The organism is Serratia sp. FGI94, from assembly GCF_000330865.1.
Lineage (GTDB): Bacteria > Pseudomonadota > Gammaproteobacteria > Enterobacterales > Enterobacteriaceae > Serratia_B > Serratia_B rubidaea.
On record NC_020064.1, the window covers coordinates 88,667 to 107,554 of the forward strand.

17 protein-coding genes and 1 pseudogene are annotated in these 18,888 nt (G+C 56.8%); 14 read left to right on the forward strand and 4 right to left on the reverse strand.

Annotated features, from left to right (window positions below; translation table 11 throughout):
* Positions 1–433 precede the first annotated feature (433 nt).
* Genes D781_RS00385 through D781_RS00395 form a run of 3 tightly spaced genes read left to right on the forward strand, consistent with a single transcriptional unit; the run spans position 434 to position 3,764 of the window.
* Positions 434–1,516, forward strand: coding sequence for a Gfo/Idh/MocA family oxidoreductase (locus D781_RS00385; protein ID WP_233494107.1), 1,083 nt, complete (start codon positions 434–436; stop codon positions 1,514–1,516).
* Between the two features lie 9 nt (positions 1,517–1,525).
* A complete protein-coding gene (locus D781_RS00390) occupies positions 1,526–2,404 on the forward strand; it encodes a sugar phosphate isomerase/epimerase family protein (protein ID WP_015344075.1) in 879 nt (292 codons plus the stop codon).
* 40 nt (positions 2,405–2,444) lie between these two features.
* Positions 2,445–3,764: an MFS transporter gene (locus D781_RS00395; RefSeq protein WP_015344076.1), complete on the forward strand. Its 1,320-nt coding sequence runs from the start codon at positions 2,445–2,447 to the stop codon at positions 3,762–3,764.
* A gap of 249 nt (positions 3,765–4,013) precedes the next feature.
* Here D781_RS00395 and D781_RS00400 read toward each other — a convergent pair whose 3' ends face one another.
* Complete coding sequence (locus D781_RS00400; protein WP_015344077.1) at positions 4,014–5,015, reverse strand: zinc-binding alcohol dehydrogenase family protein; 1,002 nt, start codon at positions 5,013–5,015, stop codon at positions 4,014–4,016.
* Positions 5,016–5,166: 151 nt separating this feature from the next.
* Here D781_RS00400 and D781_RS00405 point away from each other — a divergent pair, with 151 nt between their 5' ends.
* The 3 genes and pseudogenes from D781_RS00405 to D781_RS22365 all read left to right on the forward strand — a co-directional run bounded on the left by D781_RS00405 (position 5,167) and on the right by D781_RS22365 (position 8,258).
* Positions 5,167–6,072: a LysR family transcriptional regulator gene (locus D781_RS00405; protein WP_015344078.1), complete on the forward strand. Its 906-nt coding sequence runs from the start codon at positions 5,167–5,169 to the stop codon at positions 6,070–6,072.
* Between the two features lie 485 nt (positions 6,073–6,557).
* A pseudogene (locus D781_RS00410) lies at positions 6,558–7,043 on the forward strand (glycosyltransferase family 9 protein); the annotation flags it as partial.
* Between the two features lie 103 nt (positions 7,044–7,146).
* Positions 7,147–8,258 (forward strand): IS3 family transposase gene (locus D781_RS22365; RefSeq protein ID WP_102024942.1). Its coding sequence is split into 2 segments (ribosomal slippage): positions 7,147–7,408 and positions 7,408–8,258, totalling 1,113 coding nucleotides; the frame shifts between segments, so codons are not numbered across the junction.
* 11 nt (positions 8,259–8,269) lie between these two features.
* Here D781_RS22365 and D781_RS00425 read toward each other — a convergent pair.
* Entirely contained in the window at positions 8,270–8,965 is a 696-nt protein-coding gene (locus D781_RS00425; protein WP_015344081.1) for a B3/4 domain-containing protein, read from the reverse strand.
* Between the two features lie 43 nt (positions 8,966–9,008).
* Here D781_RS00425 and D781_RS00430 point away from each other — a divergent pair, with 43 nt between their 5' ends.
* A complete protein-coding gene (locus D781_RS00430; protein WP_015344082.1) occupies positions 9,009–9,617 on the forward strand; it encodes an XRE family transcriptional regulator in 609 nt (202 codons plus the stop codon).
* 134 nt (positions 9,618–9,751) lie between these two features.
* On the forward strand, positions 9,752–10,375 hold the full coding sequence (locus D781_RS00435) for a histidine phosphatase family protein (RefSeq protein ID WP_015344083.1): 624 nt from the start codon (positions 9,752–9,754) through the stop codon (positions 10,373–10,375).
* 7 nt (positions 10,376–10,382) lie between these two features.
* On the opposite strand, the gene D781_RS00440 is transcribed toward D781_RS00435, so the two are convergent.
* Both D781_RS00440 and D781_RS00445 read right to left on the reverse strand, forming a co-directional pair.
* Positions 10,383–11,132 carry an NAD(P)-dependent oxidoreductase gene (locus D781_RS00440; protein WP_015344084.1) on the reverse strand — a complete coding sequence of 250 codons (750 nt, stop codon included), beginning with the start codon at positions 11,130–11,132 and terminating at the stop codon, positions 10,383–10,385.
* 291 nt (positions 11,133–11,423) lie between these two features.
* A complete protein-coding gene (locus tag D781_RS00445; RefSeq protein WP_015344085.1) occupies positions 11,424–12,029 on the reverse strand; it encodes an HD domain-containing protein in 606 nt (201 codons plus the stop codon).
* 98 nt (positions 12,030–12,127) lie between these two features.
* Between D781_RS00445 and D781_RS00450 the strand changes: the two genes are divergently transcribed.
* From D781_RS00450 to D781_RS00475, 6 genes are all read left to right on the forward strand, one after another.
* Positions 12,128–12,586, forward strand: a complete 459-nt coding sequence (locus D781_RS00450) for a MarR family transcriptional regulator (protein WP_015344086.1) — start codon at positions 12,128–12,130, stop codon at positions 12,584–12,586.
* 159 nt (positions 12,587–12,745) lie between these two features.
* The gene (locus D781_RS00455; RefSeq protein WP_015344087.1) at positions 12,746–13,171 is read left to right on the forward strand and encodes an organic hydroperoxide resistance protein; all 426 of its coding nucleotides are present in this window, start codon (positions 12,746–12,748) and stop codon (positions 13,169–13,171) included.
* Positions 13,172–13,392: 221 nt separating this feature from the next.
* A complete protein-coding gene (gene eptB / locus D781_RS00460; protein WP_015344089.1) occupies positions 13,393–15,132 on the forward strand; it encodes a kdo(2)-lipid A phosphoethanolamine 7''-transferase in 1,740 nt (579 codons plus the stop codon).
* Between the two features lie 120 nt (positions 15,133–15,252).
* A complete protein-coding gene (gene uhpA / locus D781_RS00465) occupies positions 15,253–15,843 on the forward strand; it encodes a transcriptional regulator UhpA (protein ID WP_015344090.1) in 591 nt (196 codons plus the stop codon).
* Positions 15,840–17,372, forward strand: a complete 1,533-nt coding sequence (gene uhpB, locus D781_RS00470; RefSeq protein WP_015344091.1) for a signal transduction histidine-protein kinase/phosphatase UhpB — start codon at positions 15,840–15,842, stop codon at positions 17,370–17,372. Before uhpA ends, uhpB begins: the two co-directional genes overlap by 4 nt.
* Before the next feature lie 154 nt (positions 17,373–17,526).
* Positions 17,527–18,858 carry an MFS transporter gene (locus D781_RS00475; protein WP_015344092.1) on the forward strand — a complete coding sequence of 444 codons (1,332 nt, stop codon included), beginning with the start codon at positions 17,527–17,529 and terminating at the stop codon, positions 18,856–18,858.
* Positions 18,859–18,888 lie beyond the last annotated feature (30 nt).

Genomic DNA, 18,888 nt, shown 5'->3' on the forward strand with positions numbered 1-18,888 from the left:
TAAAGGTGTTGAAATTCGTACATCGTGCGATGGGCCATACTAATGGAAGAGTGTGCCGATTTTCCGCCTATTTTACCAGATGACTGGTACATGTGGTAAAACACCTCTCAGCCATAAAAACTTGATTTTTATCATATAAAATAGAGTTTTTTGCTATATATCGTGAAGATATGCTTATGTTTTTATCTCTGTGAATTAAAGTATCCTTCTTTTATGTATTACAAATAATTATAACTTAACTCTTTAATTAATTAAGTAATCAGAATGGATATATTTAACTTGTGACTTTTATCACGATTCATTAAATAATTGGTTTTTTATCTGGTTATTGTTCCGTCAGTGTGATTAATTGTTACCGATAACAGTTGAACGTGGTTAACCCAAAAGGTAAATATTTTTTTTAATAAATATGTTACCGGTAACTTGAGGCGATATGATGATATTGAAAACAGCAGTGATTGGATGTGGAAAGGTCGGGCATTTTCACGCGGCAGCCTATGAGAAATTAGAAAACTCTTTATTTTGCGCCGTATTCGACAGGGATCTCTCCCGCGCCATGGCTTTTGCCAAACAATATGGCGTCAACGCGTACGACAATATTTCTGAAATGATAAAGACTGAGGGGGTTAACGTTGTTAGTATTTGTACTCCCCATCCCGTACATGCTGAAGTCGCGATTGCGGCGGCTAATGCGGGTTGCCACATCTTGGTAGAAAAGCCTCTGGCCAGCAATCTGGAGGATTGCGATGCTATGCTTCGCGCTGCAGCCAGAAGTAACGTCAGGGTGGGGACCGTTTGCCAGCGGCGTTTCTACAGCCCCTGTTTGAGAATTAAACAGGCCATTGACGACGGTAAGCTTGGCCGGCCTGTTCTGGGCGTTGTCACCATGTTGGGTTGGCGGGACAAAGCCTACTATGACAGCGATCCATGGCGCGGAACCTGGGAGGGTGAAGGCGGCGGTGTGTTAGTCAATCAGGCTCCCCATCAGTTAGACCTTCTGCTTTGGTACATGGGGGATATCGAAGAAGTCTATGGCTTCTGGCGTAATCTGAACCACCCGTACATTGAAGTTGAAGATACGGCCGTTGCTGTGATCAAGTTTAAAAACGGCGGGATTGGTCAAGTTCTTGTGAGTAATGCTCAAAACCCAGCGCTTTACGGTAAAGTTCATGTTCACGGTGAAAATGGTGCCTCCGTCGGCGTTCAAACGGACGGCGGTGCCATGTTTATTGCTGGCGTATCCTCCATTACAGAGCCGCCTTATAACGACCTATGGACTGTACAAGGGGAAGAGTCGCAGCTGAGCGGCTGGCAACAGGAAGACCGCGATTTCTTCAACGCCCAGGACTCTATGCATTACTACCACCAGATACAAATTAACGATTTTCTGACTTCAATTATCGAAAATCGTCCTTCCCTTATCGATGGCTTTGCGGGAAGAAAGACGGTTGAGCTTATTGAAGCCATCTATCGCAGCACGAAAAGCGGGTTGCCCGTTACATTTCCGCTGGAATAGGAGGGCGCCATGAAAATTGGTTTTAATCAAGCGACGTCAATGCATTGCTCAACGTTGGAGCAAGATGTTTTGCTTTGTGAAGAAAACGGCTTTGATTTTATTGAGTTTCGGCTCGACAAACTCAGGGAGTATCTACGAATACATTCGATAGAAAGTCTGAAAGCACTGTTAGCGGGCAAGAAGATCAAACCCCACGCCTTAAATGCCCTATATATCTATGATGATATGTTCAGACATCAGAACAGTGAGAAAGATGCAGAGATTATTGAAGAATTCGTCTGGGGTTGTCGTATCGCGAAAGAGATTCAGGCGGGATATTTTATTATTGTTCCACCGCTGCAGCGCGATCCGAACGGCGGTCCTTACGTCGGCACTGCTGAAAAGACGCATGAAAACTGCGTCAGAATCTTAAGAAATCTGTCTGATATCGCCAGAAACTATGATGTTAAACTCTGCTTCGAGCTGGTCGGATTTAACAGAAGCGCAGTGCGGACGGTTGAGCAGGCCAGAAACATTATTAATGAGATTAATGATAGTAATGTGGGTTTGGTATTTGATGTCTACAACCTCTACCTTTACCAAGGATTAAAAAACTTTAACGAGATTAAGAGCGTCGATGTTAATAAGATATTTTGCGTCCACATTAATAACGGAGATTTTATTGATGTAAGTAAAGCCTCTCAGGAGAACCGACGGTTCTGTGATTATGGGGTCGTTGACGTCAACGATTTTCTAAAAAATTTAAAAGAAATAGGATATGACGGCATGGTTTCGATAGAAACATTCCGTCCGGAGTATTGGCAGCGGACGCCAGAATGGGTCATAGCTAACGCATATCAAACAACAAGAAACATCATGGAAGAGAACGGCGTTTATTCTCACGAATAAATATCACTAACGCCGACTCCATTTTCTTAAGGGTAATAATATGAAAGCTACAAGATCTCGCTTTTTTGTCCTTTTTTTATTATTTGTCGTTACAGCCATTAACTATATGGATCGGGCAAACCTGTCGGTTGCGGGAACAAGCATCCAAGGGGAGTTCGGACTTTCACCTGCAAACCTGGGTTTACTCTTCTCAATGTTTACCTGGACGTATGTACTGAGCCAAATACCGGTTGGTTACATTTTAGACCGTATCGGGGTGCGTAAGTTATACGGCGGCGCCATCATTATTTGGAGCATTTTTACTTGCCTGATGGGATTGGCTTCTCACCATCTCTTCACGACGGCGGTGGCTTCGTTTGCCTTTATTCTACTGTGTCGTGCGCTTATCGGCATCGCAGAGGCGCCTTCTTTCCCGGCGAACGCCAAAATCATCTCTACCTGGTTTCCTACTCAGGAGCGTGCTAGTGCGACAGCCGTTTACGCCTGCGCACAGTATATTGGCCTGGCGCTGCTTACGCCGGTATTGGCCTTAATTGTTGCCAATTACGGCTGGGAAATGTCTTTTTATGCTTCTGGCGGCGTGGGCGTTATCTTCGGGATCTATTGGTTGTTCAAATACCGTGATCCACTGCAAAATAAAGCGACTAATGCTGCTGAAATTGAGCATATTCGTCAAGGTGGAGGGTTAGGACAAATAGCGACGGGTAAAACCGAAGTAAAAGAGAAAGTGGAATGGTCTGACGTTTCTCACGTACTGAAGCAAAGAAATATTTGGGGACTGTTTATCGCTCAGTTTGCCATGAACTCGACGCTTTACTTCTTCCTGACCTGGTTTATCGTTTATCTGGAAAAAGGCCTGAACCTGTCCATTTCCAAGGCGGGTATCGGTGCATCCTTCCCTTATATGATGGCGATGTTAGGCTTGTTGTGCAGCGGGTTTGTTAGCGATGCATTAATGAAAAAAGGTATTTCTCGTACCAATTCCCGTAAGTTACCTGCTATTTTAGGTTTGGGGCTGGCTGGCTCGATGTGCTTTGTAAACTTTTTCGAAGACAAGCCTGTCATTGCTATTTCCATTTTATCATTCGCTTTCTTTGCCAACGCGTTCTCTAACATCGGATGGGTTATTCTAAGCGATATTGTGCCTGCCAAAGTTATTGGCACCATTGGTGGGTTCTTTAATGTGTCGGGTAATCTTGCCGGTATTGCTACGCCGATTATTATGGGGATTATTCTGCAAACGACAAACAGTTTTGCGTACGCGATGTACTATATCTCGTTCGTCTCCATATTGGGCGCGCTATCACATATTTTCATTATTAAAAAGCTCGACACGATAAAGCTTCCCAGCATGAGTTAAGAGGTTGCGATATATATTGATTGCAGCAACCTGCCGATCTTTTCACGCTGTCATGGGCCTGGCATCGATATCCACAGTTTTTCAGGTATTGATGCCAGGTGGCTGGTCAACCATTCTTTACGTATAACGATCTCCCCGGAGAAGAGAGATCGTCGGTCTGCCAAAGAAGTATGCCAACAAGCGGCGATGAGCCGGACGTATAAGGTTGATTCGTAATGTGCGTACATCGCTGATGCCGCGGCAAGGTCGTTAAAACCCGGCCAGCACGATTTTGCCGCGTGCCTTGCCGCTTTCGATCAGGGCATGCGCCTTGCGCAGGTTGTCCGCGGTGATCGGTCCGTAGTGATCGCCCAGCGTCGAGCGCAGGGTGCCATCGTCAATCAGGCGGCTGACGTGCTGCAGAATGTCGTGCTGGCGCTGCATATCGGCGGTCTGGAAGATGGCGCGGGTAAACATCAGCTCCCAGTGCAGCGAGATGGCCTTGCGTTTGAGCGGCATCACGTCGAGGACCTGCGGATCGTCAATCACCCCCATGCGCCCCTGCGGTGCCAGCATCTCGACAATCTGGTCAAAGTGTTGCTCGGTGTGGGTCAGGCTGGCGACGTAGCGCACCTGTTCGATGCCGATTTTTTTCAGCTCGTCCGCCAGCGGGCGGCTGTGGTCGATCACGTGGTGCGCGCCGAGGGATTTTACCCATTCGGCGGTTTCCGGCCGTGAGGCGGTGCCGATCACCGTCAACCCGGTCAGCTTGCGCGCCAGCTGGGTCATGATGGAGCCGACGCCGCCGCCGGCGCCGACGATCAGCAGCGCCGCGTCTTCGTCCGGTTTCACTTCCAGGCGGTCAAACAGCAGCTCCCAAGCGGTCAGCGAGGTTAACGGCAGCGCCGCCGCGTCGGCGTCGCTCAGCGACTGCGGCTTGCGGCCGGCGATGCGCTCATCCACCAGGCTGTATTCGGCATAAGAGCCGGGGCGCACGATGGAGCCGGCGTAAAACACCTCGTCGCCCGGTTGGAACAGGCTGACCTCTGCGCCGACGGCTTCTACTTCGCCGACGGCGTCCCAGCCCAGAATACGCGGCTCATCGGTCGGCGCGCCGTTGCGCACCTTGGTATCTACCGGGTTGACGGAGATGGCGCGGATTTTTACCAGCAGGTCGCGCGGTCCGGGCTGCGGCTTGGGCAGATCGGTTTCGTACAGCGACTGCGGATCGGCGATGGGTAAACCGTTCTGGCGGTAAACAATGGCTTTCATTATGCGGTTCCTTATTAAGACGGCGAATAATAAAACGCATGTTAAACGCCGTCCGGCGGGCGAAAAATGCCGAATAGAGAGTAGGACTTTCACTCCCGCAGTGAAAATCATTTACAGTGATAACAGTAGACTTTAAATCAGGGGTAAGGTGATGATTCGTCTGGAAGACGTGACGCTGTTTGTCCGCTCCGCCGCGCTCGGCAGTTTTTCCAACGCCGCCAGAGAGGCGGGCCTGCTGCCCGGCCAGGTCAGCGCGGCGGTGCAGCGCCTGGAACGGGATCTGGATAAGCGGCTGTTCGCCCGCTCCACCCGCAGCCTGCGCCTGACGGCGGAGGGAGAAAAATATCTGCCCTACGCGCTGGAGATGCTGGCGATCGTGCAGGCGGGGGCGGACAGCCTGCACAACGCGGATAATGAGTTCAGCGGCGAGCTGAAAATTGCGCTGCCCTCCGACACCGGCCGCAATCTGCTGCTGCCGCTGCTCAACGTATTCTGCCGGCAGCACCCGAAGCTGACGCTGCGCCTGTCGCTCTCCGACCAGGTGAGCGATGTCTTCCGCGATCCGGTGGACGTGGCGATTCGCTACGGCGTGCTGAACGACAGCAGCTACGTGGCGCTGCCGCTGGCGGACACTAACCGCCGGGTGCTGGCCGCCTCGCCGGACTATCTGGCGCGCCACGGCCGGCCCGAGACGCTGGATGCGCTGGCGGATCACCACTGCATTTTATTTACCATCAACGGTCACGCCTGGGACCGCTGGCCGTTTTATCCCGAGGAGGGACGCCGGGAGCTGAAGATTCACGGGCGGCTGATCAGCGATGACGCCGACGTTGCCCGGCGCTGGGCAGTGGACGGCATGGGCATTGTCTATAAGTCGTGGATCGATCTCTATCCGGACATTGCCGCCGGCAGGCTGGAAGTGCTGCTGCCGCAGATCCCGGGGCAGGCGGCGCCGCTGAACTTTATCTGCCCGCACCGGCGGCAGTTCTCACCGGCGATTCGCGAACTGTACCGCCAGCTGCAGCAGGCGCTGAGCGCTATCGCCGGACGACAGTAGCCGCTCAATATCCTATTTATGGCGCCTGGATTCCTGACGGCGCTATTTTATAGTCTTTATCCTATTCATACTGTGAATAATAAAGCCGTAATATCCGATAGCCATTTAATCACGCCCGCCCGCGGTCACGTTATCCATTGTGATACGCCATAGGTGGTGCGCATCGCTGAATATGCCCCTTGACGCCAACTATATGCAAACGAAATAGTCATCACGCGTAATAACCTTTCTTTTTGTCATGGTTTGATCGTTTTCAGCGATCGATACGATCTTATTGATCTGCACAACCAATTATCTTTGCGTGTTTTACACCGTTAAGATCGTATCAGCTCGCCGTTTTAAGCGGGCTGCCATTATTTTATGCTGCTGACGATCCTTTCCGGCGGCCGGTACCGCGTTTTATTCGGTGCAAGTTTTCTTTATGTATTCGCTCTTCGACCTGGGTGCGAAAGCAAAGCCGTGGCATTTTCCTGAGACGATGAATTATGAGCAGTCATCTACACGCCGTATTTAACGCCTTCCACCGGGGATTATTGCCCGACAGTCGTCTCCCTAACGTGTTATTACACCGTGAGCGGGTGCAGCGCATCTTGGTGATTAAACTGCGGCACTTTGGCGACGTATTACTGACGACGCCGCTGATTAGTACGCTGCGGGCGAATTATCCCAACGCGCTGATCGACGTACTGGTGTATGACGGTACGGAGGTCATGCTGGCGGGCAACCGCGATGTTTACCTGGCCTATACCGTGGACCGCAACCTCAAGCATCAGGGGCTGAAGGCGCAATACCGCGGTGAGTACGCCCTGTGGAACAGCCTGCGCACCGGTCATTATGATCTGGCGATCAATCTCTCCGACCAGTGGCGTGCGGCGCTGTACTGCCGCTTGCTCAAACCCACCTTCAGCCTGGGATTCTGCTATCCGAAGCGCAATAACCGGCTGTGGCGGCGTTGCCATTCGCTGCTGGTGTCTACCGAGGGGCATGAGCGGCAGTGTAAGTATCCCGCATAATCGAACCATTCACATTTAGAGATCTTCCGGCATACTCATTCTGCCAACGAAGGAGATCGTTATGCGTAAAGCCCGTTTTACTGAGCATCAGATCATCGCTGTGATTAAGTCGGTTGAAGCCGGACGAACTGTTAAGGATGTCTGCCGCGAGGTCGGTATCTCTGAAGCGACCTACTACAATTGGAAATCTAAATACGGTGGTATGGAAGCCTCTGATATTAAAAAGATAAAGGATCTTGAAGACGAAAACAGGCGTCTCAAGCAAATGTTTGCTGACATCAGCCTTGAGAACCGGGCATTGAAAGACGTTATCGAAAAAAAGCTTTGAAACCAGCCTTTAAGCGTGAGCTGGTCACTCATCTGATAACGGCGTTCGGACTCAGTATCCGTCAGGCCTGTCGGAGCCTGAACCTGAGCAGAACGGTTTATCATTATCGTCCGAATACTACGCGTGACGAACCTGTTATTTCCGCATTGCAGGCTGCCGCTGAACGGTATCCACGATATGGTTTTCCAAAATTGTTTCAGGTGCTGCGGAGGCAAGGATACCCGTGGAATCATAAAAGGATCCACCGTATTTACTGTCTGCTGAAGCTAAATTTTCGTCGCAAAGGCAAGCAGCGTCTACCGGTACGTAATCCATCGCCGCTTGCTACGCCTGAAGCGTTAAACCAGAGCTGGTCTGTTGACTTCATGCATGATGCCCTGATTTGCGGTCGTCGTTTTCGTACGTTCAACGTCGTTGATGACTTTAATCGCGAGGCGTTGTCGATCGAAATAGACCTTAATTTACCAGCTCAACGAGTGGTTCGTGTCCTCGACAGGATCGCAGCAAACCGGGGATATCCCGTAATGCTTCGCATGGATAATGGTCCGGAATTCATCTCGCTGGCACTGGCTGAATGGGCAGAGAAACACACGGTAAAACTGGAATTTATCCAACCGGGTAAACCGACGCAGAACGCATTCATTGAACGCTTTAACCGGACATATCGCACAGAAATACTCGATTTTTATCTGTTTAGAACACTGAATGAAGTGCGTGAAATCACGGAGCGATGGTTGTCAGAATATAACTGTGAACGCCCGCATGAATCACTGAACAACCTGACGCCGGAGGAATACCGCCAACAGTGTTACTTGGCCGGGATCTCAAAAAGTGTGTGGAACTAAAGCGGGTCTATTTACAATACCTCCGCGCCGATCAACTGCTGCTGGATCGTCGCGCCGGGCATCATCGCCGCCAATCCCTGGATCAGCGCGTCGCCGGCCTGCTGCAGCGCTTCGGGCGGCATTTCCGGCAGGCTTTCGAGGATAAACCACATCAGCGGGCTTTCCACGCTCAGGCGGGTTCTGACGCCCTGGCGCCAGTTCCAGCGCCGGCAGGTGACGCCGGTATCGTCGCGCCATACCACTTCGCCCGCCTCCGGCGCTTCGTGGGCCGGCAGCCCCTCTTTTATGGTGTCGAACAGCTCCGTGCCGTCGGCAAGGGTCAACCGCGGCTGACCGGCGTAGGCAGCCAGATTCTCGCCGCCAACCGGCACCGCGTAGCGCAGGCTGACCGCGTTGTAGAGATCCACCACCGGGTCAATCGCGGGCATTGCGCCGTCGCGCAGCACGCGTTTGCGCAGCGCCTGCGCCGAGCAAGGGGTGCGTTTGGGCTTGGCGCCGAATGCCTTGAACACGTTATCCCAGGCCGCCAGATGCGCGTCAGCCCACGCCGGGCCGCCGGCCGTCACCGCCTGGCAGGCCTGTTGCAGCGCGGCTTCTCCGATCTCGGGATGGCGCACCGGCGCGGGTTCCACCAGAATGCTCAGCGCCCGGAAGCCCGGCGCCAGGCGGGTAATCCGGGGATCGATTGACGGGGTGACGGTAGGCATAGAATAATCCTGTAATGACCAATTTATTGCATACTAGCGACCAATGACCAGAAAAGTCAATAAAACGACCGAGGCGGGCGCCGATGTCGTTTCGGTAAGCGCCGCCGTCGCCGGGCGCATCCGGGAATTTCGTCGCCAGCAGAAGCTGTCGCTCGATGAACTGTCGCGCCGCGCCGGCGTCAGCAAAGGCATGCTGGTGGAGGTGGAGAAAGCGCAGGCTAACCCCAGCATCGCCATTCTGTGCAAAATCGCCGCCGCGATGGGGCTGTCCGTCGCCGATATTGTCGACGTCGCCAGTAAACCGCAGGCGCACCTGATCCCACAGCAGGATATTCCCACGCTGTGGCGCGGGCCGCAGGGCGGCAGCGCCCGGCTGTTGGCCGGCACCAGCGGCCCGGATATGCTGGAGCTTTGGCGTTGGGAGATGCAGCCCGGCGAGCACTTCTCTTCAGAGGGCCACCCGGCAGGCACCACGGAACTGCTGCATGTGGAAAGCGGCAGCCTGACCGTACAGGTCGGCGATGTGTCGCTGCTGGTGTCGGCAGGCAGCTCCGCCGTCGCCAAAACCGATGTGCCGCACGCATACCGCAACCAGGGCGAAGATGCGCTGGTGTTCACCATGACGGTGATGGAACGCCATATTTATCAGTAGTCTGATAGTACGACAGCGAGCGCTATGGCCGCTGTCGTCCCCGCTGTTTACCTCTTGTAAAACATTTGGCGATATGTGAACCAGCACTTTCATCACGATGAACTATAGTTAACCTTCATCACGGAGGGGGAGCTATGCGCTTTATCGTCATCAGGCATGCAGAATCACAGGGAAATCGCGAAGGGATCATTCAGGGACAGCATGACAGCCCGGTGACGGCCGACGGCTATCGCCAGATTGCGGCGCTGATGGCGGCGCTGAAAGACACCACGCTGACGCAGATTTTTAGTTCTCCTTCCGGCCGGGCGATGACCACCGCGCAGGCGCTGGCGGCGCACTGTAAGTGCGTGGTGCGCAGCGATGAACGTCTCTATGAACAGCATTTCGGCTGTTATCAGGGCCAGTCCTACCATCAGGCCATCTCCAGCAACCCGAGCGGCTTTGCCCGTATCTTCGCCGGCGAACCGACGGCGACGGCGCCGCAGGGCGAGTCGGCGCTGCAGGTGGTGCAGCGACTGATGTCCTTTTTCCGCAGTTTTCCCGCCGGCTCCTGCGGCACCGCCGGCGTGGTGACGCACGGCCATGCCATTCAGGCTTTGATCTGGCAGCTGCAGGGCGCGAACCCGGGGGAAGAAACCAGTAAGTACGGCCATCTGAGCGGCAGCTATTCGATTATTGACGCCGGCAACCAGGGGCTGACGCTGCAGCACTGGGGCATCGCCAGCCATTTACGCGCGCTGCGGCGCTCGCCGATCTGAGCGGCGTTCAGACAAAACCCGATAAACGAAATGCGTCATCCTGCGGGTGATAGCCCAGCAGGCGAGAGGTCTCCTCCAACGACAGCCGTTTGTAGCGGTTGTCGGAGATGCCGTGCACCACCGCATGGTGCACGTTGGTCACGCGAATGCAACGGTCCAGCAGGTCAGCGGCATCGCGGTGGCTGAGAAAGGCGCTCATGGCGCGGGCGCTGATCTGGCGGCCCGCTTCCAGCGCACAGAAGTTGGCCAGGCGCACCGACAGCGCAGACAACCCTTCCTGATGAGCAAAATAGGCGGCGATGCCTTCACCGAACGCCTTACTGGCGCCGTACAGGTTTTTCGGCCGTGGCGCGTCGTCCGGGCGCACCTGATAATCCAGCGGATAACCCTCCACTGCCTGCGCGCTGCTGGCGAACACTACGCGCCGGCAGCCGGCGTCTTTGGCGGCGCGGAAAATATTAAAGGTGCCGAGGATATTGTTGTCTTTGAGCGAGCCGCAGAAATCGGCGTTGGGCGAGGGGTCGGCGGCCAGGTGCAGCACGGTGTCGATGCCGTCGCAGGCGCGGCGGCAGGCCTGCAGATCCCGGATATCGCAGGCGACGATTTCATCATGTGCGCCGATATCGGTCAGGCGGGCGGTATCGCGCTCCGCCAGCCGCAGCGCGTGGCGTCCGGCTACGGCCAGACGATAAACAGTGGCTACCCGGCCTCCGGCGCCGGTTATCAGGATGCGTCCCATCTCATTACGCAACGTCATGGCTTTTTATCCCTAAAGCAAATTACGTTGGCCCAGTAATAATCCCATGAAGTATTTTTGTCCAGAATAATATTAACAATACTGATGTATGTTATCGATAAGATCGCCAGCGGGGACAGATGATGCGCGGGTGTAAAATATTTCACATACTTATGGTTGGAGATAACGCTATTTATTGTCAGTAAATGGCGACAAATAGCGCATTTTACCCGATTTCGCCGCGGAAGACGCCTATGGTCAAACGTTCGGCAGGGGATGGTTTGATAATTTTATCTTATATGTTAGACGCATTCAGGCGGATGATCGCTCGCTGTCGCGGTAGCGTTGGCGCGCATGCTCAAACCAGCTGGCGGGCACGCTGTGCGGCGGCAGCAGCAGGGCGGCCAGCCCCTGTTCGACAATATGGTGCGCCTGCCGCCAGAGCCGGCTGTCCCCTTCGGTGAGCACTTCCAGCAGGCGCTGTTTCTCTATCAGGTAGGTGCGGGCGAAGTGGCTGTCGTAGGTCAGCAGCGAGCGGGTGTTGTCGATCAGGTCCGCCAGCTTGATGGTTTTGGCCTGCGGCGAGGCTTGCGCGCTGTGGCGGCGGTCGTCATTCTTACGCTGATAGCGGTTGCCGCTGCCGGGGGTGCTGACGTTGGTCAGCATACCGACCAGCTGCGCCACCTGCGGGCCGAAATGGCTTTCAAGATCGGCCAGCGTGGTCGGGGTGTCCTCCACCGTGTCGTGCAGCCAGGCCGCCGCCAGCATCTCGTCGGTATGGGGGACGCTGCGGACCAGCTCCATCACCGCCTGCGGGTGCACAATATAGGGGTCATTGGTGTATTTACGGCGTTGATCGATGGCCGCATGCGCTTTGGTCGCATAGCGACGCGCGCGTTCTACCAGCGTGGCTGTCATGGCCTGTTCTCCCCGGACGGCGTTCCCATACAGAAAAAAATAGCACAATTGTCGCGCGATAGCTTGCTATTTTATCGTGTGCTATATATGTTTAAACCATGAAAGATAATCACGCATTTAACGAAAAGAACGCGCTGCAGCTCGATCAACAGATGTGTTTCGCGCTGTATTCGGCAAACCTGGCGCTGCATAAGGTGTATCGCAAGCTGCTCAGCCAGCTGGAGCTGACCTATCCGCAATATCTGGTGATGCTGGTGCTGTGGGAGCGGGATGAGATCACCGTATCCGATATCGGCGAGCGGCTGTTTCTGGATTCCGCCACGCTGACGCCGCTGCTGAAGCGTCTGGAGGCCGCCGGGCTGCTGGTGCGCTATCGCGCCGCCGCCGACGAACGGCAGGTGATCATCGCGCTGACCGAGGCCGGTCGCGCGCTGCGCGCCAAGGCGCAGTCGGTGCCGGAAGCGGTGATGTGCGCGTCGGACTGCAGTCTGGAAGAAGTACAGAGCCTGAAGCAGCAGTTGGAAAAACTGCGCGGCAAGCTGCTCGGCCAGGTATAACGCCGGGCGATAGGCAACACGCACGATCGCCGATCGTGCGCTACACTGAAAAGTAGTCCGGTATTTATATAGCGCACGATTTAATAGTGAACTTAACAGCGTCGCGCCAGCTGTTTGGCGGGCGACGCCCGTTGGTCAACCCGAAAGAAGGAAACCAAGATGTCTATTGAAAAAGTTGTGTACCGTGCTCATGCGAAAGCCACCGGCGGCCGTGACGGCCGCGCCACCTCATCCGACGGCGTGTTGGACGTAAAACTGGGCGTGCCGAAGGAGATGGGCGGCGCCGGCGGTGACGTCACCAACCCGGAACAGCTGTTTGCCGCGGGCTATTCCGCCTGCTTCCTTGGCGCGCTGAAGTTTGTCGCCGCGAAGGAAAAGGTCAAAATTCCTGCCGACGCCGCCATTGAGGGCACGGTGGGCATCGGGGAAATTCCGAACGGTTTCGGCATTGAAGTGCAGCTGGATATCAGCCTGCCGGGCGTTGAGCGCAGCGTGGCGGAAGCGCTGGTGCAGAAAGCGCACGTCGTTTGCCCATATTCCAATGCCACCCGCGGCAACATTGATGTTATATTGAACGTGAAATAACGCGTTCGAGCGCTGACAATGGAGGGGAAACCCCTCCATTTTTTTGTTTGTTTCTCCCGCCTCGCCCTGCGTCTGAAGCGGCAACACGCCCGTTGTTTGAGAATCGTCCTGATTATCGAGCAAAAAATAGGGCTTATTGCCGATCGGCTGAACCTGCCGACGCATTGAGTGTCTGAATGGTTTCAGAACAGTTTAAAAGTCCCCCGGAGTTACCGCGTTGCATGAACAAAGTTAAATCGCTATCACAGCAGAATTTATCGTTATTGTTAGCGATCTATATCGGCATCTTTTTAAACCTTTCCGTTTTTTATCGTCGTTTCGATTCATTTGCGCACGGCATTCAGGGGATTAAGGTTGTTTCCGCAATAACGGAAGTTGTTGCTATCGTTCTGTTCACCTTCTTTATCATGCGTCTGATATCGCTGGGCGGTCGGTTGTTTTACCGCATCGTCGCCTCGCTGCTGGTGCTGATTTCGGTGGCGGCCAGCTATTACATGACCTTCTTCAATGTGGTGATCGGCTACGGCATTATCGTGTCGGTGATGACCACGGATATCGACCTGTCGAAAGAAGTGGTCGGCATGCACTTTGTGGTGTGGATGCTGGTGGTCAGCGCGCTGCCGCTGTTGCTGATCTGGCGCAACGATCTGCGCGATACGCTGATTGAACAGCTGAAAACGCCGGGCCGGCGGCTGAAGCCGCTGCTGGTGCTGCTGGCGGTGGTGGCGCTGGTGTGGCTGCCGCTGCGCACGCTGGATAAAGAGCAGACCGCGCAGGAGAAAATCACCAACGTCGACCTGCCGAGCTACGGCGGCGTAGTCGCACACTCTTACCTGCCGTCCAACTGGCTGTCGGCGCTGGGGCTGTTTGCCTATACCCGCTACGATGAGAGCCAGGACGCCGCCAATCTGTTCGACCCGGCGCAGCACTTTACCTACGTCGCGCCGGACGGCATCGACGACACCTATGTGGTGTTTATCATCGGCGAAACCACCCGCTGGGACCATATGGGCATGCTGGGCTATGAGCGCGACACCACGCCGAAGCTGTCGAAGGAGAAAAACCTGGTGGCGTTCCGCGGCGAGTCCTGCGATACCTCGACCAAGCTGTCGCTGCGCTGCATGTTTGTGCGCGAAGGCGGCACGTCGGATAACCCGCAGCGCACGCTGAAAGAGCAGAATATCTTTGCGGTGCTGAAAGAGCTGGGCTTTACCTCCGAGCTGTTCGCCATGCAGAGCGAAGTGTGGTTCTACAACAACACCGACGTGAATAACTACTCCTTCCGCGAGATGATCGCCTCCGAGAAGCGCAACGACGGTAAGTCGGTCGACGATATGCTGCTGGTGGATGAGATGAAAGAGTCGCTGGCGCGCTATCCGAAAGGCAAGCACCTGGTGGTGCTGCACACCAAAGGCTCGCACTACCTGTACTCGCAGCGCTATCCGCGCAGCTACGCGCGCTATCAGCCGGAGTGCATGGGGGTGGATGATTTCTGTTCCAAGCAGCAGCTGATCAACGCCTATGACAACACCGTGCTGTATACCGACAGCTTTATCGATAAGGTGATCGACCAGGTGCGCGATAAGAAAGCCATCGTGTTCTATGCCGCCGACCACGGCGAGTCGATCGGCGAGAACTCACACCTGCACGGCACGCCGCGCGAAATGGCGCCGCCGGAGCAGTTCCGCGTGCCGATGATGGTCTGGGCGTCGGATAAATATCTGGCGGACGACCACAACCGCAGCGCGTTTGAGCGTTTACAGGCGCAGCAGCGGGTCGGTAAGTCTCACCGCCACGTCGAGCTGTTTGACACCATTCTCGGCTGTCTGGGCTATACATCACCGGACGGCGGTATCGTCGCCAAAAATAACTGGTGCAACAACCCTGACGCGCCGCCGCTGGCGGCCAAGGCAGCGCCTGCACCATCGGCGCCGGCCGCCGGCGCGGTCGCCAAGCCGTAACCTGCCTGACCGGGCGCGCCGCGCCCGGTTTGGTTGGCGTGAATACCTTTCCTCCATCAATTAATCCGGCCCGCACTTACGTTATACTGCGCCCTTTCCCTTTTGGACCGGAGCTTCCCCATGACCCTACGCGTGGCGTTTATCGACGATCATGACATCGTGCGCTCGGGCTTTGTTCAGCTGCTGTCGCTGGAGGCGGATATCCAGGTGGTCGGCGAGTTCAGCAGCGCGGCGCAGGCGCGCGGCGGCCTGCCGGGGCTGGAGGCGGACGTCTGTATCTGCGATATCTCAATGCCGGACGGCAGCGGGCTGGATCTGCTGGCGGACATCCCTTCCGGCATCCGGGTGGTGATGCTGTCGATGCATGACAACCCGGCGCTGGTGGAGCTGGCGCTGTCGCGCGGCGCCAGCGGCTTTTTATCCAAACGCTGCAAGCCGGAAGATTTGATCACCGCCGTGCGCACTGTGGCCGACGGCGGCGTCTACCTGACGCCGGACATCGCCCGCCAGCTGGCGCGGCAAAGCGTCGATCCGCTGACGCGGCGCGAGCGTGAAATCGCGCTGCTGCTGGCGCAGGGACAGGCGGTGCGCGAGATTGCCGCCGCGCTGGGGCTGTCGCCGAAAACCGTGCATGCGCACCGCGCCAACCTGTTCGCCAAGCTCGGCGTCAGCAACAACGTAGAGCTGGCGCAACGGATGCTGAACCGGTGATCGCCGGCGCCGCGCTGTTTTTTATTTACGCCGCCAGCGTCTTTTGCCTGTGGGGCATCGGCGCCGCGCTGATTGACCCGCCGTGGCAGGCGCTGCTGCTGTTTCCGTTCGGCCTGCGGATGGGCATTCTGCTGCAAAGCCCGCGCCGCTACTGGCCGGGCATCCTGCTGGCCGACGTGCTGCTGATACTGCTGCTGGCGGATCAGTTCGGCGCGACGCGGGCGCTGTGGGCGTCGCTGACGGTGCTGGCGCTGACGGTGCTGCTGAGCTGTGCGGCCTCTCCCTGGCTATTGCGCCATCAGCAGAGCGACAGCGAGTGGCGCTGGCCGCTGCAGCAGGGCGCGGTGCTGGCGTTGGCCGCCGTGCTGCAGGCGGCGGTGTGGCAGCTGTTTAGCGGCGACGGCGCGCGGGCGCTGCTACTGGGACTGACGGGCGGCTTCACCATCGCGCCGACCTGTCTACTGCTGTGGCACTATCTGGCGCGTCAGATCTGGGTGCCGCTGGAGCCGGGGCTGATCCATAAGCCGGTGCGGCTGCGGCTGCGCCATCTGGCGATGTATCTGCTGCTGTTTGCCCTGAGCATCTGGCTGCAGCAGCAGGTGAACGTCGCCGAGCTGCGGCGGTTTGCGCCGTTCTGTCTGGCGATCCCCATCGTGTTTATGGCCTACCGCTACGGCTGGCAGGGCGCATTGCTGGCAACGCTGCTGAACGGCGTGGTGCTGATGGCCGGCGAACCGCCGCGCCCGGACGCCCACCGCGATTTACTGCTGTCGCTGCTGGCGCAGAGCCTGACCGGCCTGCTGCTGGGGGCCGGCATTCAGCGTCAGCGGGAGCTGAATCAGCAGCTGCGGCGGCGGCTGGCGGAAAACCGGCAGCTGGCGCGGGCGCTGGTGACCGCCGAAGAACGGACCAGGCGCGAGGTGGCGCGCGAGCTGCATGACGAAGTGGGGCAAAACGTTACCGTGATCCGCACCCAGGCCAGCATTGTGAAGCGGCTGGCGCCGCAGCCGCAGGTGCAGACCTGCGCAGACACTATCGATGCGTTGGCGCTGCGGGTGTACGACGGCGTTCACGACGTGCTGGCCCAGCTGTGGCCGGCGGCGCTGAACAACCTGCCGCTGTCGGCGGCGGTGGCGGCGATGCTGCGCGATCAGCTGCCGCAGGACGACTCGGTGACCGGCGTACTGCTGTGGCAGGTGCCGGAACCGGCGCTGGACGACACGCTGAAAATCACCCTGTACCGCATCTGCCAGGAGGGGGTGACCAACGTGCGCCGCCACGCCGACGCCAGCCGCATCGAGCTGACGGCGCGGCTGCATACGCCGGCGGACGGACAGGCGCAGGTTGAACTGACGCTGCGCGACAACGGCGTCGGTATCGATCTGGCGCGTCATGAGCCGGGCTATGGCCTGCGCGGCATGCGGGAGCGCGTCAGCGCGCTGGGCGGCACGCTGCGGCTGACGGTGGAGCAGGGCCTCTGCCTGCATGTGATCTTACCCACAGTTTCGCCGGAGAAGCGGCAAAACTAGGAAATAGTCGTGGTTTAACCGGGAATTTGACGTAAGGGATTTGCGCGCGCGCGGCGCATTCTGTGGCGGTATCTTTCCGGCTGCGGCCAGAGGCGCCGCCGGGCTGGGATCCCGCGGGGATTGCTCTCCCTTTTCAGACTCTCTGAGGTTTTACATGTGGTCTTTTTTAAAAAGTAGCCCGGACGCGCCGCAGGTCAGCGATCGGCAACAGGTCGACGCCACCTATAAATACTGGCGTATCCAGCTGATGTGGACGATGTACATTGGCTACGCGGCCTTTTACTTCACGCGCAAAAGCTTCAACTTTATCATGCCGGCGATGCTCAGCGACCTGGGCCTGACCATGTCGGACGTCGGCATTCTGGGCACGCTGTTCTATATCACCTACGGCTGCTCCAAATTTATCTCCGGCATGCTCAGCGACCGCTCCAACCCGCGCTATTTTATGGGACTGGGGCTGATTATGACCGGCGTGCTGAATATCTTCTTCGGCCTCAGCTCTTCCCTGCTGATGCTGGGGACGCTGTGGATCCTCAACGCCTTCTTCCAGGGCTGGGGCTGGCCGCCGTGCTCGAAAATTCTTACCAGCTGGTACTCCCGCTCCGAACGCGGCGGCTGGTGGGCGGTGTGGAACACCTCGCATAACTTCGGCGGCGCGCTGATCCCGCTGCTGGTGGGTTTTATCTCGCTGCACTTCAGCTGGCGTTACGGCATGATCATTCCCGGCATTATCGGCGTGGCGCTGGGCCTGCTGATGTGCTGGCGGCTGCGCGATAAGCCGAGCAGCATGGGGCTGCCGAGCGTCGGTAAATGGCGCAACGACGCGATGGAGCTGGTGCAGGAATCCGAAGGGCAGGGGTTGAGCGGCCGGGAAATCATCAAGCGCTATGTGCTGACCAATAAATATATCTGGCTGCTGGCGGCTTCCTATGTGCTGGTGTATATCGTGCGTACGGCGATCAATGACTGGGGCAACCTGTATCTGACCCAGGAAAAGGGCTACTCGCTGATGACCGCCAACTCGGCGATCGCACTGTTTGAGGTGGGGGGCTTTATCGGTTCGCTGGTGGCCGGCTGGGGCTCGGATAAGCTGTTCCGCGGCAACCGCGGCCCGATGAACCTGATTTTCGCCATCGGCATTTTCCTGTCCGTCGCCGCGCTGTGGCTGATGCCGGGGGTGACCTACCTGCTGCAGGCCGCCTGTTTCTTCGCTATCGGCTTCTTTATCTTCGGCCCGCAGATGCTGATCGGCATGGCGGCGGCGGAGTGCTCGCACAAGGACGCCGCCGGCGCCGCCACCGGTTTTGTCGGCCTGTTCGCCTATCTGGGCGCGGCGCTGTCCGGCTACCCGATCGCCCGGGTGATGGAAGTGTGGCACTGGAACGGCTTCTTCGTGGTGATTTCGGTGGCGGCCTGCCTGTCGGCGCTGTTCCTGCTGCCGTTCCTGCGCGCGCAGTCGCCGCGGCTGCAGGACGCACAGGCCTGACGGCGGCGGCTTTCGGCGCTTTTTTGGCTG